A 14,241-nucleotide genomic window follows, 5' to 3' on the forward strand; every position below is an offset into this window, starting at 1 on the left:
ATTGCGCCATGGACCGGCTCTCCCCCGCCCCCGACTCGCCGCCGCGTTCGCGCGCCGACTCCGTCTACGAAGCCGTCAAGCAGGACATCCTGGATTACCGGCTCGCACCCGGAGACCGCTTCACCGAGACCGAGGTCGCGGAACGCCTGCAGGTCAGCCGCACGCCGGTGCGCGAGGCCTTGTTTCGCCTCGAACGCGAGGGCTACCTCGAGGTGCGGCATCGCAACGGCTGGCTGGTGCGACCGCTCGACTTCAACACGCTGGATCATTTCTATGATCTGCGGCTGGTGCTGGAGCAGACGGCGGTGCGCCGCCTCTGCGCCCGCGAGCCGGCACGCACCGCCGATGGCCGCAACCCGCTATCGGCGCTGACGGCGATCTGGCTGGCGCCGGTCGCGGAACGCATTGACGACGGCGAACAGGTGGCGCGTCTGGACGAGAGCTTTCATATCGATCTCGTGGCCGCCGCCGGCAACCCCGAGATGGCCCGCGTGCATCGCGCCGCGACCGAACGCATCCGCATCGTGCGCCGGCTCGACTTCACCCAGACCGACCGCATCGCCAAGACCTATGACGAGCACGGGATGATTCTGCGCGCCATCCATGCGCGCGACGCCGCCCAGGCTTGCGCGCTGCTGCGCGCCCATATCGAGGCCAGTCAGGCGGAGGTGCGCAAGATCACGCTGCACCGGCTGTACTCGGCGCGGCGGGTGGCCGCCACGCCGGTTTCATGAAGGATTCAACCGCGCAGCGCGCGCACGCGGCGCGACCCGCCCTGGCCCGGATGCAGCCAGAAGTGCAGCAGGCGGGTGATGACGGGGATGCACACGAACGAAAGGATCGGCGTCATGCTGGCCGTGGTGACGAGCACGCGCCAGAACAGCGGCATGGCGCTCAGTTGTTCATTGAGCAGGAAGGAAAACAGCAGCAGCATCGGGAAGTAGGCGATCCAGATGCTGATCGCCTGCTTCCAGCGCGGCGGCGCGCTCTTTTGCGGACCGAACCAGCTGTCCATGCCGCTGACGCGATGCACATGGCTGTGGCGGACCAGTTTGGCGCCGCGCTCGAGCCACATGCGGCGCGGCAGGGACTTCTCCCACCGATTCAGGCTGTCTTCGTCGGTGAATCGCAGCACGATCTGGTATTGATCGCCTCCCTCGGGCGGCTGCAATACCCCCGAGCCCAGAAAGCCCGGAAAACCCGCCGCCAGGATTTCTCCCTGTCGCATCCACGCCAGAAAATCGCCATAGTTCTCGGGGGCGATCCTGCGCGTGACGAGCATGGTGACGGGGGCGGGGACGGACATTACGGCGGCGGACATGGGGCGACTCCTGTGCAACGGGGCGGGCCTGAGGGGCAAATCAGGCTCCGTACTTACCCTAGCAAACCGCATGCCAACTTTGCAGCGCAGCATTTCCCTGGCCAGACACGTACGCCCGCAGCCTGGCTTATTTATTTTGCACCGCAACAAACACCATCTTGGTGATTACCCTAGTCTCCCGCACCATCCTGGTGCCTACCGATCGAGCCCGTCATGCCAACGCCCGCCATCAACCAACCCGACATCCACGCCGAAGTCAGCGCGCAGTTCGCCCGCTACGAGCAGGCCCTCGTGACCAACGATGTGGCCGTGCTCGACGAATTGTTCTGGAATAGCCCGCACACCCTGCGCTACGGCGCGACCGAGAATCTGTATGGCTACGACGAGATCCAGGCGTTCCGGGCCCAGCGCCCGGCGCAGGGGCTCGCCCGCACGGTCAGCCGCAGCGTGGTCACGACATACGGCAACGACTTCGCCACCACGCACATCGAATTCACGCGCGAAGGCTCGACCCGGACAGGCCGCCAGAGCCAGACCTGGATGCGCACGAGCGAGGGCTGGCGCGTCGTCGCCGCCCATGTGAGTCTGATGGCGTGAGTGCGCGGGCGCGCTTCATTGAGTGAGGCCCGCGCCCCGTCTACACTGGCTTTTTACCCTCATCCGGAGCCGCTCCATGAGTACCGTCAAGATCGCTGTTTTCGTCGGCAGCCTGCGTGCCGCCTCGTTCAATCTGCAACTGGCCCGCGCGCTCGAAAAGCTGGTGCCTGCCCATGTGAAGTTCGATTACGTCAGCCTGGGCGACATCCCGCTGTTCAATCAGGACATCGAAGACGACATGCCCGCCCCCGCCGCCAAGATGAAGCAGCAGATCGTGGACGCGCAGGCCGTGCTGTTCGTCACGCCCGAGCACAACCGTTCGATTCCGGCCGCGCTCAAGAATGCGATCGACTGGGGCACCCGCCCGTGGGGCAAGAATGTCTGGGCCGGCAAGACCGGCGGTTTGCTGGGCACCTCGCCGTCGGCCGCCGGCACCGGCATGGCCCAGCAGCATCTGCGCAACGTGCTGGCCGCGGAGGGCGTGAACCTGCTGACCACGCCCGAAGTGTTCATGCAATGGAAGGAAGGCCAGATCGACGCCGACGGCAACATTACCAACGACGGCACCCGCAAGTTCCTGCAGGGCTGGGTCGACAACTACATCGCCTGGATCGAACGCCTGGCGAAGTGACGGGCCCCGTCAGTCGGGTGGCCCCTGGCCGGGGCACCCGGTCAGGGACACCCGGTCAGGCCAAGGGCACCCCTAGCCGGGCGCCCCTAGCCGGGCGCCCCTCGCCGGGTGCCCCCGCCTCCAAGCGCCGCTCCCCTGTATCACCGCCGCGCCGAAGGCGCGGCCAGCCTTCCGGGGTTATCCCCGCCAAATGTGGAAAACGTTGAGGACAGCCTGAGGGCAGCTCCGAATTCCACTTTGGAATCATGCGCTTGCGAGCGCCGGGCAATGATTGCCCAATGCCGTCCCGCTGTCATCGATTTGTCCCCAGCCTGTGTGGACAAGGCCGGGAACACCTGGCTAACAAGCCGGAAAAAGAGTGTCGAATCAGCAGCTTGGCGCGTGCGCTCAAGAATTGAGCAGCGCCGGGGAGCGTGACTGCGCAGGCGGGCGCACGGCCGCGCACCCCGGCCGCCCACACTTATCCCCGCCCGATGTGGAAAAGCTGAGGATGACTGGCGGCACAACTCCGAAATAAGCTGTGCAATCAAGGAGTTCCGAGCGCTGGTCACAGATTGCCCATTCGCACCAGCGGCGCCCGCGTCGCGCGACGCCCGCGTGGGCCTGGGAATTATCCCCGCCGAATGTGGACAAACTGTTGAACAGGCTGCTGACAAGCCAGAAATTGCCTGCCATCTCAATGACTTGGAGCGGGCGGTCAAACATTGACCACCCGTCTCTCGGGGCGTTATCCACGCCGAATGTGGACAACCCACTGAACAGTCGCCTGACAAGCCGAAATTCCGGCTTAAGATCAGGGACTTGCGCGGGGTGCGCAAGCTTTGCGCACCCGCACCGGACCGAACCGAACGGGACGTCCGTGGTCAGTCGTCCTCTTCCAGGCGCATGCCAACCTTGAGGCCGACCTGCCAGTGGGCGATCTTGCCGTCCTTGATGTGACCACGCACCTCGGTCACTTCGAACCAGTCCAGATTGCGCAAGGTGGACGAGGCGCGTTCGATGGCGCGTTCGATGGCGTCGTCGCTCGACACGGCGGACGAACCGACCAATTCGATCTGTTTATACACATGACTCATGGCGCACCTCCTGAGAGATCCGGGACATCGACCCTGCCACGGCATGCGGCAAGGCAGCCCTCGATTTCATTGAATCATGCATGCCGCGCCGCGGCCACCCACCTGGGGCGGCGCCTTGTTACCGCATCCTTCGGCGTTCAGGACGCGTCGGGTACGCCGTAATGCGCGAAGCGCGCCTGCAGGAAGTCGCGCAGCCTGCGTACGGCCGGCGACAGGCTGGCCCGGTGCACGCACAACAGATACACGGGGGTGGACTCGGTCACATAATCGGGCAGCAGCGGCAACAGCCTGCCCGCGGCGAGATCGGCGGCCACGTCGAAGCCCGATTTGTAGGCAATCCCCGCGCCCTGCACCGCCCAGCGCCGCACCATGTCGCCGTCGTCGCCCGCGCGATCGCCGTTCACGGCCACCGTGGTCGAACGGCCCTCCTCCGACACGAACGTCCAACGATCGTGCACCGCGTCGCCCAGCATGAAGGTCAGGCAGTTGTGGGCGCGCAGGTCCTGCGGCGTGGCCGGCGCGCCATGCCGGGCGATGTAAGCCGGCGCCGCGCACAGCACCCGGCGGTTATGCGGCGCCAGCGGCAGCGCCACCATGTTGGAGTCGTCGGGCGTGCCATAACGGATCGCCAGATCGACCGGCTGACGATAGAGATCGGCGAGCCGGTCGCTGATGAAGACGCGCAGCCGCACCTTGGGATGCTCGCTCTGGAACGCATCGAGCCAGGGCAGCAGCACGTGCCGCCCCAGATCGGACGGCATCGACAGCGACAGCGTGCCGGCGACGCCGTCGTGCTCCTGCTCGACCGCCTGCCGGCCGCGCTGCAGCGCCGCGAGCGCCTGCCGCACATGCTCGCAGTAGCGCTCGCCGTCGGCCGTCAGCCGCAGGCTGCGGGTGGAACGCGCGAAGAGCCGCACGCCCAGCGCCTGTTCCAGACGCTTGATGGCGGCGCTGGCCACCGCGGGCGTCAGGTCCAGGTCGCGCGCCGCCTGCGAAAAGCTGCCTGCGTCCGCCGCGGCCACGAGGAGCCTGAGATCCTCCAGTCTTTCTGCAGTCATTTTCAAATTCCCTTTGAAACTGACTGCGATGCTAGCCCCTTTTTCAATCCATCGGCACAGGCGATGATGGCCCATCGCTCCTAATTGAGACCTTTGCCATGAAAGCCATTGCCTACACCCGCAACCTCCCCGCCGACGACCCGCAAAGCCTGCAGGACATCGAACTGCCGACGCCCACCCCGGGCCCGCGCGACCTGCTCGTGCGCGTCGAGGCCATTTCGGTCAACCCGGTCGACGTCAAGATCCGCGCCAATCGTCAGCCCAAGGAAGGCCGTCCCGAAGTGCTGGGCTGGGACGCGGCCGGCGTGGTCGAGGCCGTCGGCGCGCAGGTCAGCCTGTTCAAGCCGGGCGACCGGGTCTGGTATGCGGGCGCGCTCGACCGGCCGGGCGCCAACAGCGAACAGCACGTGGTCGACGAGCGCATCGTCGGCGCCATGCCGGCGTCGCTGTCGTTCGCGCAGGCCGCCGCCCTGCCGCTCACGGCCATCACCGCCTGGGAATTGCTGTTCGACCGTCTACGCGTGCTGGACAATCGCGGCCCCAGCGGCCGGGCGCTGCTGGTGATCGGCGCCGCGGGCGGCGTGGGCTCGATTCTGGTGCAGTTGGCACGTCAGCTCAGCGGCCTGACGGTGATCGGCACCGCCTCGCGGCCCGAAACGCAGGAATGGGTCCGGCAGGCCGGCGCGCACCATGTGATCGACCACACCCGGCCGCTGGCCGATGAGCTCGCCCGCATCGGCATCCCGCAGGTCGAGTACATCGCCGGCCTCACCGCCACCGACCAGCATTTCGAGGCGATGGCGCAAGTGATCGCGCCGCAGGGCGCCATCGCGCTCATCGACGACCCCGCCGCGATCGACGTGCGCAAACTCAAAGGCAAATCCGCCGCGCTGCACTGGGAATTCATGTTCGCGCGTTCGATGCACAAGACCGCCGACATGCAGGCGCAGCACGACCTGCTCACCCAGGTCTCGCGCCTGATCGACGCCGGGCTGTTGCGCACTACCCTGGGCGAGCACTACGGCAAGATCAACGCGGCCAACCTGCGCCGCGCGCATGCCTTCATCGAGAGCGGCCGCGCCCGCGGCAAGATCGTGCTCGAGGGCTTCGGCGCCTGAGTGCAAGGCCTGGACAAAGCGCGCGCGGGCTCGGGCCTGCGCGCGCTTTTTCTATTGGCGTGTGGTGAACGGGACGACGGCGCGCGTCGTCGCACGAGGCGGGCCGTGGCTCTCTAATCGTGCTTATCGAGTCGTGCCTCTGGAGCCATGCTCAAGACGACGGCGGCTGTCTGCGATGGAACATGCCGGCCAATATGAGTGCGAGCAATGCCGGCAAGCCGAAAACGCCGGCGTGCACCGCCAACTCCTGCTGGAACCCGAAGGCCGCTACGCGCGTGGCGTAGCTGAAATGCGCCACGCAGAGCGCGAGCCAGGCCGCGATGAAGCCATAGCAGGCGACCCGCCGGTTCGAGCGTCCGAGCAGCACGAACACCCCCAGCATGGCGAAGCCCGCGATCAGTGCGATGAGTGGCGGCATGGGGCACTTCCTTTTGCGGCACGGAACAGGACCAGGGTAGCGCATGCGGCGCCGGCGCGGGTGTCGTCCGTGCGGAACCTTGCGTCTACAATGACGCCCGACTCAGCGCGCATCGCACGCGCTCACGCACCGCCGGCCTGGCTCGCGGTGCGTTGCCTTTTTCGACCTCTTTGCGTGCCGCGCCCCGCCCTCCGCGCGCGGGCCGTGGCACCGATAAGTGTTATCCGACATGACGCAAGCTGTTGATTCCCAACACACTCCCATGATGCAGCAGTACCTCCGGCTCAAGGCCGAGGCCGGCCCGCTGCTGCTGTTCTATCGCATGGGCGATTTCTACGAGATGTTCTACGAAGACGCCGAGCGCGGCGCGCGTCTGCTCAATCTCACGCTGACCAAACGCGGCAGTTCGAATGGCTCGCCGATTCCGATGGCCGGCCTGCCCGTGCATGCGATGGAGCAGTACCTGGCCAAGCTGGTGGCGCAGGGCGAATCGGTCGCCATCTGCGAACAGATCGGCGATCCGGCCGCCTCCAAGGGCCCGGTCGAACGCCGCATCGTGCGCATCGTCACGCCGGGCACCCTGACCGACGACGCCCTGTTGCCGGCCAAGGCCGATCGCGCGCTGGCGGCGGTCTGCGTGTCGGGCAAGGCGCGCGATCCGCGCGCCGGCCTGGCCTGGCTCAACCTGGCCAGCGGCGACTTCCACGTCACCGAGTGCAGCCCGGCCCAGCTCGAATCCGAATTGCATCGCATCGCCCCGGCCGAGGTGATCTACGCCGACAGCACCGAGCTGCAGCTGAGCTTCGACGGCGCGCGCACGCGCGTGCCCGACTGGCATTTCGAGGCCGATGGCGCGCGCGGGCATCTGCTCGCGCACTTCAAGACCGACAGCCTCGCCGGCTTCGATGTCGAAGACATGCCGGTGGCGGTGTGCGCGGCCGGCGCGCTGCTGCGTTATGCCGCACGCACCCAGTCGCACGCGCTTGCCCACGTGCAGACCATCGCCGCCGAACGCGCCGGCCTCTATGTGCTGATGGACCCGGTCACGCGCCGCAATCTCGAGCTCACGCAGACCCTCTCCGGCGAAGACGCGCCCACGCTGTTCTCGCTGCTCGACGACTGCCGCACGCCCATGGGCAGCCGGCTGCTGCGCCGCTGGCTGCATCACCCGCTGCGCGACAACGCGCCGGTGCTGGCGCGCCAGGAGGCGATCACCGCGCTCATGACGGCGCGCCTCGACATGGACCAGACCTTCGGCGCCGCGGGCCTGCTGGAATCGCTGCGCGGCGCGCTGCAGGTGTTTCCGGACATCGAACGCATCGCCGCGCGGCTGGCGCTGCGCTCGGTGCGCCCGCGCGAGCTCGCCAGCCTGCGCGACGCGCTCGCCACGCTGCCGCAGCTGCACGCGCTGCTCGCCCCGGCCACCGGCGCCGCGCGCGTCGCGGCCCTCGCGCGGCACCTCACGCTCGATCCCGCGATTGCCGAGCTGCTTCAGCGCGCCATCGCGCAGGAGCCCGCGGTGGCCATTCGCGATGGCGGCGTGATCGCCACCGGCTTCGATGCCGAGCTCGACGAACTGCGTGCACTGGCCGCCGACGGCGGAGAGTTCCTGATCCAGCTCGAAGCGCGCGAACGCGAACGCACCGGCATCAGCAATCTGCGCGTGGAGTTCAACCGCGTTCACGGCTTCTATATCGAAGTCACCAAGGGCCAGACCGACAAGGTGCCCGACGACTACCGCCGCCGCCAGACCCTGAAGAACGCCGAGCGCTACATCACGCCCGAGCTCAAAACCTGGGAAGACAAGGTGCTGTCCGCGCAGGACCGCTCGCTGGCGCGCGAGAAGTGGCTGTTCGAACAGGTGCTCGACGTGCTGGCCACCCATGTGCGTCCGCTGTCGGACTGCGCCGGCGCGCTGGCCGAACTCGACACCCTGGCGGCCCTCGCCGAGCACGCCCGCCGCCACGACTGGGCCGCGCCGGAGTTGTCCGAGCAGGCCGACATCGAGATCGAGGCCGGCCGCCATCCGGTGGTCGAGAACGCGATCGAGCGCTTCACGCCCAACGGCTGCCGCCTCGACCCGACGCGCCGCATGCTGCTGATCACCGGCCCCAACATGGGCGGTAAATCGACCTACATGCGGCAGGTGGCGCTGATCGTGCTGCTCGCGCGCACCGGCAGCTTCGTGCCCGCCGCGAGCGCGCGCATCGGCCGCATCGACCGCATCTTCACCCGCATCGGCGCCGCCGACGACCTGGCGGGCGGACGCTCCACCTTCATGATGGAAATGACGGAGGCTGCCGCCATCCTGGCCGCCAGCACCACGCACAGCCTGGTGCTGATGGACGAAATCGGCCGCGGCACCTCGACCTACGACGGCCTCGCGCTGGCGTGGGCGATCGCGCAGCGGCTGCTCACGCACAACCGCGCACTCACGCTGTTCGCCACGCATTACTTCGAGCTCACGCGCCTGCCGTCCGAGCAGCCCACCGCGGCCAACGTGCATCTGGCCGCGGCCGAGTCCGCCGGCGGCATCGTCTTCCTGCACGAAGTGCGCGAGGGCCCCGCGAGCCGCAGCTACGGGATCCAGGTGGCGCAGCGCGCCGGTGTGCCCGCCGCCGTGATCCGCCAGGCGTCCCGCGAACTCGAGCGCCTCGAAGCCCAGGGCGCGCCCACGCCTCAACTCGGCCTGTTCGCCGCGGCCATCGACGCCGAGGCCCAGAGCCAGGCCAGCGCCGACCACGACGCGGCGCTGGACGCCCTCGCCGCGCTGCGCACCGAACTCGCCTCCATCGATCCCGACAGCCTCACCCCGCGCGAAGCGCTGGACGCCCTGTACCGACTCAAGGCCCATCTCGCATGAAAACCGACCTGCCTCTCACTCTGCTCGGCGGCCTGTCGCCCGACACCTTCATGCGCCGCTACTGGCAGCGCAAGCCGCTGCTGATCCGGGGCGCCGTGCCCGGCATGCGTCCGCCCGAAAGCGTGGCCGCACTCAAGAAGCTGGCGCGCCGCGATGACGTCGAATCCCGCCTGATCTGGCGCGAGGGCGGCGAATGGAACATGGAGAACGGCCCGTTCGCGCGCCTGCCCAAGGTCAACGAGCCCGAATGGACGCTGCTGGTGCAGAGCCTCGACCTGCACAGCGACGCCGCGGCCGCGCTGATCCAGCAGTTCCGCTTCGTGCCCGACGCGCGCCTGGACGACCTGATGGTCAGCATCGCCTCCACCGGCGGCGGCGTGGGCCCGCACTTCGACAGCTACGACGTCTTCCTGCTGCAAGGCCAGGGCCGGCGCCGCTGGCGCTGGGGCCGCCAGAAAGACCTCTCGCTCGAGCCCGGCCTGCCGCTCAAGATCCTGTCGAACTTCGAACCCGAAGAAGAAGCCATCCTCGAGCCCGGCGACATGCTCTACCTGCCGCCGCAGGCCGCCCACGACGGCGTGGCGCTCGACGACGACTGCATGACCATCTCCATCGGCTTTCGCGCCCCGACTCAGGCGAATCTGGCCCGCGGCCTGCTCGAAGCCGCGGCCGACCAGGCGATGGCGCGCGTGGGCCTGCTCGGCGGCCCCTACGGCGAGCCGGCCCTGCCCGGCCCGCGCCTCGACGGCATCTACCGCGATCCGGGCCAGCCCGCCACCGGGCAGCCGGCCGCGCTGCCCGACGCCCTGGTCGAGGCCACGCTGGCCACGCTGCAGAAGCTGCGCTTCGACGATGCGCTGGCATCGCGCTTCCTGGGCTGCTGGCTCACCGAGCCGAGCCAGCTGAGCGTGTTCGACAGCCCGGAGGACCCGGTCGACCTCGAAGACAGCTGGCCCGAGGCCGGCCGTCTGGTGCTGGATCGCCGCAGCCGCATGCTGTATCGCGGCCGTCAGCTGTTCATCAACGGCGAAACCGCCATGGTGCCCGCCGATGCCGCCCTGCGGGAGCTGGCCGATGCCCGCGAGCTCGCCTGCGCCGACGCCCGTTGCCGCAAGCTGTCCGACGATGCCCGCGCCTGCCTGGCCGATTGGCTGGACTCGGGCTGGCTGCACTACCGCCCCTGAGCGCAGCGCGGCTGTGGCGGCGCGCTTGCATGACATCGCCAAGGGCCGCGGCGGCAGTACCTCCGAGCTCCCGCCGCCGACCGCCCCGCGCGGCTGAACCTGTCTGGCACGCATCGCCCCGGCTCGCCGGGGCGATTGTCATTGCGGCGGCCAATGCGGGGCCGCGCATGCAGGGGCCCCTGTCATCCCTGCGGAGCCGCGCATGCAGGGCCTTTGTCTTCCCACTGCTTGGCCGCGCATGCGGGGCCTTTTGTCATCCCGGCGTCAGCGATTGCATGAAATGCGCGAAATCCGCATTCTTGAGGGTGTCGGCAGGCTCGTTTTCGTACGATCTGGATACCCAATCGTGTCCATCCCACACAGAACGCTAATTACTCTTTAAGCGCGGACACGTTTGGATATGGGATACACATAGCAGTAAGAATTGTTGCACTTGGGATGCCACCTCTTTAATTTCCACACGCAAGCGGCGGAATGATTCCTGTAGCCTGAATTCTGGTTTCCCCTAGGTCGTGGCGTAGAACCCCCTGCGCCCGCGGCCCGAGGGGCCTGGTTTCCCCTTCCACGGGACCACGATTTTCAATCCAACAGGAGTCTCGACATGATGAGCAAAACCCTGATTGTGGCTTCGGTTCTGGCCGTTGCCCTGACTGCTTGCAATAAGAAGGAAGAAACCGCGGCCCCGGCCGGCGGCTCGGCTCCGGCCACCACGGCACCGGCTCCGGCCCCCGCCCCCTCGACCCCGGCTCCCGCCCCGGCTCCGGCCCCCGGCAGCTCGGCTCCGAGCGGTGGTTCGACGACCCCCGCGTCGTAAGCGCAAGATCCGCCGGCGCGGGATCCCGACCCCCGCCAGCACCAGACACCCGGCCTGCGAGGGAGCCCCACCGCAGCAGGCCGGGTCCCGACAAAGCCGGCAGGCATCAACACCTGCCGGCTTTGTTTCGTTTGCGGCGTGCAACGTGCGGCGTGCAACGTGCGGCGTGCAACGTGCGGCGTGCAACGTGCGGCGTGCAACGTCCGGCGTGCAACGTGCGGCGTGCAACGTCCGCCGTGCAGCGCACGACGCACTCCCCCAGCCGCGGACGAAAAAAAACCAGACCCCGAGAGGTCTGGTTTTTTCATGGCTGGCGGGGAAGCCCCCGCCCTCCGGCAGGACTTACATCTTGTCCTTCAGCACGCTCAGCATGCGCTGGGCGGTGGCGCTGCTGTCGCGCTGGCCATTGCCGTCGAGGACGGTGACCTGCGTGGCATCGCCTGCGGAAGACAGGTGGATGCGGTACTGCGCGGCCGCGGCCTTCTTGTCGCCGCCGAAGATACGGCTGAAGAAGCCCGGCTCTTCCGACTTGGCGCCGGTGTCGGTGTCGACATAGCGCACGTAGTAGTCGCCGGCCGAGCGATCGCGATCGTCCACCGCGAAGCCGCCCGAATCCAGCGCCACGCCGACACGGCGCCAGGCGCGGTCGTACGACTCGCTCACGACCAGCATCGCGCCTTCGGCACGCACGGTCTGTTGCACGGCCGGGCGCTGCGGAGCGGCTTCGGCCTGCGCGACCAGCTTGCGGGCGGCATCGATATCGGTACCCAGATAGACCATCAGGCGCGCCAGCATGGCGGCATTCAGGCCCGGATCTTCCTTGCCGTTTTCCCACTGCACCTGGCCGCTGTCGGGACCGGTGCGCTTCTCGAGCATCTGCTGGTGGCTGATGTAGATCTCGGTGTGGCCGTTGACGCGTTCGACGCGGGTGCGGAATTTCTCGCGCTCGCCGCTATCCCACGCGGTTTCGAGCACCGAGCCCAGCACCTGGCGCAGCCAGCTTTCGGGGATCTTGGCGCGGTTTTCGGCCCAGTCGGTTTCGACCAGACCGGCTTGCGGCGAGTTGGTCTTGACCGTGAAGCCGGTGTCCGTCCAGAAGTCGACGACCTTCGGGAACACCTGCTCGGGCGGACGCTGCACGACGAGCCAGCGCATGTTGCCGTCGCGCTCGACCTTCATGTCGGCGCGCTCGGGCAGCACGTTGGTGTTTTGCGGCTGAGCCACGGCCTGGGCGCCCTGCTGCTGGTACTGCGAATACGTGGTCGTACCCGAGGCCGGCGCACGGTAGCGCGGATCGGAATTGGCCTGAGTGAGGTCAGGCGGAATGCTCAGCGGCTCGCCGCGGCGCGTACTCTTGTAATCGACAGATTCTTCATTGCCCAGCATCTGGTTGATGTCGGAGCAACCAGACAACAAAGCCAGGGCCATCAATGCCGAAATCCCGGCATGACGTTTCTTCATACGCGTCCTCATGTTCAAAGCAGGCCCGTTTCGTTCAGGGCGCGGCGCACGGTGTCGTGGTGAGCCTCGCTGAGTTCGACGAGCGGCAGGCGGTAGCCCAGCGCGGTACGCCCCATCTGGGCAAGCGCCCATTTGACGGGGATGGGATTGGCTTCGATGAACAAAGCCTTGTTGAGACGCGCGAGCTTGGCGTTAAGTTCACGCACGCGCGGCACGTCGCCAGCGTACGCGGCGGCACACAGGTCGGCCATGAGGCGCGGAGCCACGTTGGCGGTGACCGAAATGTTGCCGCGCGCGCCCAACAGGATCAGGGCGGCGGCCGTGGGGTCGTCGCCGCTGAAAACCTGGAAGGAGGCAGGCGCCTCGCGCAGCAGCAGAGCGCCGCGCGCGATATCGCCGGTGGCATCCTTGATGCCGATGATGCCGGGCACCTGCGTCAGACGCAGCACCGTCTCGTTGGACATGTCGGCGACCGTGCGGCCCGGCACGTTGTACAGCACCGTGGGCAGATCGACCGCTTCCTGGACGGCGCGGAAATGACGATAGATGCCTTCTTGCGAAGGCTTGTTGTAGTAGGGCACGACCGACAGGCCAGCCTGCGCACCGACCGCCTTGGCATGGCGCGCGAGGTGGATGCACTCGTCGGTGGAGTTGGCGCCGACGCCGGCGATCACCGCAATGCGGCCCGCCGCATGCTCGACCGCCACGCGGATCAGCTCGGCATGCTCTTCCATCGACACCGTGGGCGATTCGCCCGTGGTGCCGACGACGACCAGCGCGCTGGTGCCTTGTTCGACGTGCCAGTCGATCAGCGCGCGATACGCGGCGTAATCGAGGCTGCCGTCGGGCTGCATCGGGGTGACCAGTGCCACCATGCTGCCCTGAAAACTAACATCTGCGGTCAATGCAGTGGATGCCATAGTAAGGAGAGGCTCCGGGGCCCGCCGCACCATGCCGCAGGCCAGAATCGATCAAGCTGGCGAGTTTAACGGATATTGCCGGAAAACCTAGAGAAACCAGCTCACCACCACCCTTCCAAATGCCAGGAAGGGCTCCATGAAAAAGTGCAGAGTGCCCGTCACCAATAAAACAATGACGATCACCATGCCGTAGGGCTCGATTTTCGAGTATTGCCAGGCCATGCGCTGCGGCAGCAGCGAAAACAGCACGCGGCCTCCGTCCAGCGGCAGCAGCGGAATCAGATTGAGCGCCATCAGGACCAGGTTGACGACCACGCCGGCCTGGGCCATCTCGTACCAGAACCCCTCCTGCACGCCGGTCGCGATGTAGACCCGGAAGGCCAGCACCCAGAGGATCGCCATGAACAGATTCGACAGGGGGCCCGCCAGCGCGACCCACAGCATGTCGCGCTTGGGACGGCGCAGCCGGCCGAAATCCACCGGCACGGGCTTGGCCCAGCCAAACAGCAGGCCGGCACCGCCGGTGAGCTTGGAGATCAGCAGAATCATGGCCGGCACCAGCAGCGTGCCCACCGGATCGATATGGCTGATCGGGTTGAGCGTGACGCGGCCGGCCTGCCAGGCGGTGGGATCGCCGAACAGACGCGCCACGTAGCCGTGGGCGGCTTCGTGCAGGGTGATGGCGAAGATGACGGGAATCGCGTAGACCGCGATCGTCTGGATCAGATCATTCATGGCGGGCCATTGTAGCGGCAGACACAAGTCAGACAGTGGCGCGGC

General features: G+C 67.4%; 13 protein-coding genes. 6 read left to right on the forward strand and 7 right to left on the reverse strand.

The window, feature by feature from the left end; genetic code table 11:
* The first annotated feature begins 8 nt into the window (after window positions 1–8).
* The gene (locus CAL25_RS17780) at window positions 9–734 is read left to right on the forward strand and encodes a GntR family transcriptional regulator (protein WP_094802406.1); all 726 of its coding nucleotides are present in this window, start codon (window positions 9–11) and stop codon (window positions 732–734) included.
* A 5-nt stretch (window positions 735–739) separates the two neighbouring features.
* Here CAL25_RS17780 and CAL25_RS17785 read toward each other — a convergent pair whose 3' ends face one another.
* Complete coding sequence (locus tag CAL25_RS17785; RefSeq protein ID WP_094803249.1) at window positions 740–1,306, reverse strand: antibiotic biosynthesis monooxygenase; 567 nt, start codon at window positions 1,304–1,306, stop codon at window positions 740–742.
* 228 nt (window positions 1,307–1,534) lie between these two features.
* Here CAL25_RS17785 and hpxZ point away from each other — a divergent pair, with 228 nt between their 5' ends.
* Entirely contained in the window at window positions 1,535–1,918 is a 384-nt protein-coding gene (gene hpxZ, locus CAL25_RS17790; RefSeq protein WP_094802408.1) for an oxalurate catabolism protein HpxZ, read from the forward strand.
* Window positions 1,919–1,994: 76 nt separating this feature from the next.
* A complete protein-coding gene (locus tag CAL25_RS17795) occupies window positions 1,995–2,549 on the forward strand; it encodes an NADPH-dependent FMN reductase (protein WP_094802410.1) in 555 nt (184 codons plus the stop codon).
* Window positions 2,550–3,412: 863 nt separating this feature from the next.
* Here CAL25_RS17795 and CAL25_RS17800 read toward each other — a convergent pair.
* Entirely contained in the window at window positions 3,413–3,625 is a 213-nt protein-coding gene (locus CAL25_RS17800; protein WP_094802412.1) for a dodecin, read from the reverse strand.
* Between the two features lie 137 nt (window positions 3,626–3,762).
* Complete coding sequence (locus CAL25_RS17805; protein ID WP_094802414.1) at window positions 3,763–4,683, reverse strand: LysR family transcriptional regulator; 921 nt, start codon at window positions 4,681–4,683, stop codon at window positions 3,763–3,765.
* 98 nt (window positions 4,684–4,781) lie between these two features.
* Here CAL25_RS17805 and CAL25_RS17810 point away from each other — a divergent pair, with 98 nt between their 5' ends.
* Window positions 4,782–5,801 carry a zinc-binding alcohol dehydrogenase family protein gene (locus CAL25_RS17810; protein ID WP_094802416.1) on the forward strand — a complete coding sequence of 340 codons (1,020 nt, stop codon included), beginning with the start codon at window positions 4,782–4,784 and terminating at the stop codon, window positions 5,799–5,801.
* 151 nt (window positions 5,802–5,952) lie between these two features.
* Here CAL25_RS17810 and CAL25_RS17815 read toward each other — a convergent pair whose 3' ends face one another.
* The gene (locus CAL25_RS17815) at window positions 5,953–6,219 is read right to left on the reverse strand and encodes a hypothetical protein (RefSeq protein ID WP_094802418.1); all 267 of its coding nucleotides are present in this window, start codon (window positions 6,217–6,219) and stop codon (window positions 5,953–5,955) included.
* A 229-nt stretch (window positions 6,220–6,448) separates the two neighbouring features.
* On the opposite strand from CAL25_RS17815, the gene mutS reads away from it, so the two are divergent.
* Together mutS and CAL25_RS17825 are read left to right on the forward strand one after the other, a co-directional pair.
* A complete protein-coding gene (gene mutS / locus CAL25_RS17820; protein ID WP_432759249.1) occupies window positions 6,449–9,082 on the forward strand; it encodes a DNA mismatch repair protein MutS in 2,634 nt (877 codons plus the stop codon).
* Window positions 9,079–10,266: a cupin domain-containing protein gene (locus CAL25_RS17825; RefSeq protein ID WP_094802422.1), complete on the forward strand. Its 1,188-nt coding sequence runs from the start codon at window positions 9,079–9,081 to the stop codon at window positions 10,264–10,266. Before mutS ends, CAL25_RS17825 begins: the two co-directional genes overlap by 4 nt.
* A 1,156-nt stretch (window positions 10,267–11,422) precedes the next feature.
* Here the strand turns inward: CAL25_RS17825 and bamC are convergent.
* The 3 genes from bamC to CAL25_RS17845 form a co-directional block, all read right to left on the reverse strand.
* The gene (bamC, locus tag CAL25_RS17835; protein WP_170948528.1) at window positions 11,423–12,541 is read right to left on the reverse strand and encodes an outer membrane protein assembly factor BamC; all 1,119 of its coding nucleotides are present in this window, start codon (window positions 12,539–12,541) and stop codon (window positions 11,423–11,425) included.
* Window positions 12,542–12,555: 14 nt separating this feature from the next.
* The gene (gene dapA / locus CAL25_RS17840) at window positions 12,556–13,461 is read right to left on the reverse strand and encodes a 4-hydroxy-tetrahydrodipicolinate synthase (protein WP_094802426.1); all 906 of its coding nucleotides are present in this window, start codon (window positions 13,459–13,461) and stop codon (window positions 12,556–12,558) included.
* Between the two features lie 87 nt (window positions 13,462–13,548).
* Complete coding sequence (locus CAL25_RS17845; RefSeq protein ID WP_094802428.1) at window positions 13,549–14,196, reverse strand: site-2 protease family protein; 648 nt, start codon at window positions 14,194–14,196, stop codon at window positions 13,549–13,551.
* Window positions 14,197–14,241: the final 45 nt, after the last annotated feature.

It is taken from the genome of Bordetella genomosp. 5, from assembly GCF_002261315.1.
GTDB lineage: Bacteria > Pseudomonadota > Gammaproteobacteria > Burkholderiales > Burkholderiaceae_B > Bordetella.

Coding starts and splice junctions, on each gene's coding strand:
- CAL25_RS17780 (WP_094802406.1), top strand. CDS start 9: ATGGACCGGCTCTCCCCCGCCCCCGACTCGCCGCCGCGTTCGCGCGCC.
- CAL25_RS17785 (WP_094803249.1), bottom strand. CDS start 1,306: ATGTCCGTCCCCGCCCCCGTCACCATGCTCGTCACGCGCAGGATCGCC.
- hpxZ (WP_094802408.1), top strand. CDS start 1,535: ATGCCAACGCCCGCCATCAACCAACCCGACATCCACGCCGAAGTCAGC.
- CAL25_RS17795 (WP_094802410.1), top strand. CDS start 1,995: ATGAGTACCGTCAAGATCGCTGTTTTCGTCGGCAGCCTGCGTGCCGCC.
- CAL25_RS17800 (WP_094802412.1), bottom strand. CDS start 3,625: ATGAGTCATGTGTATAAACAGATCGAATTGGTCGGTTCGTCCGCCGTG.
- CAL25_RS17805 (WP_094802414.1), bottom strand. CDS start 4,683: ATGACTGCAGAAAGACTGGAGGATCTCAGGCTCCTCGTGGCCGCGGCG.
- CAL25_RS17810 (WP_094802416.1), top strand. CDS start 4,782: ATGAAAGCCATTGCCTACACCCGCAACCTCCCCGCCGACGACCCGCAA.
- CAL25_RS17815 (WP_094802418.1), bottom strand. CDS start 6,219: ATGCCGCCACTCATCGCACTGATCGCGGGCTTCGCCATGCTGGGGGTG.
- mutS (WP_432759249.1), top strand. CDS start 6,449: ATGACGCAAGCTGTTGATTCCCAACACACTCCCATGATGCAGCAGTAC.
- CAL25_RS17825 (WP_094802422.1), top strand. CDS start 9,079: ATGAAAACCGACCTGCCTCTCACTCTGCTCGGCGGCCTGTCGCCCGAC.
- bamC (WP_170948528.1), bottom strand. CDS start 12,541: ATGAAGAAACGTCATGCCGGGATTTCGGCATTGATGGCCCTGGCTTTG.
- dapA (WP_094802426.1), bottom strand. CDS start 13,461: ATGGCATCCACTGCATTGACCGCAGATGTTAGTTTTCAGGGCAGCATG.
- CAL25_RS17845 (WP_094802428.1), bottom strand. CDS start 14,196: ATGAATGATCTGATCCAGACGATCGCGGTCTACGCGATTCCCGTCATC.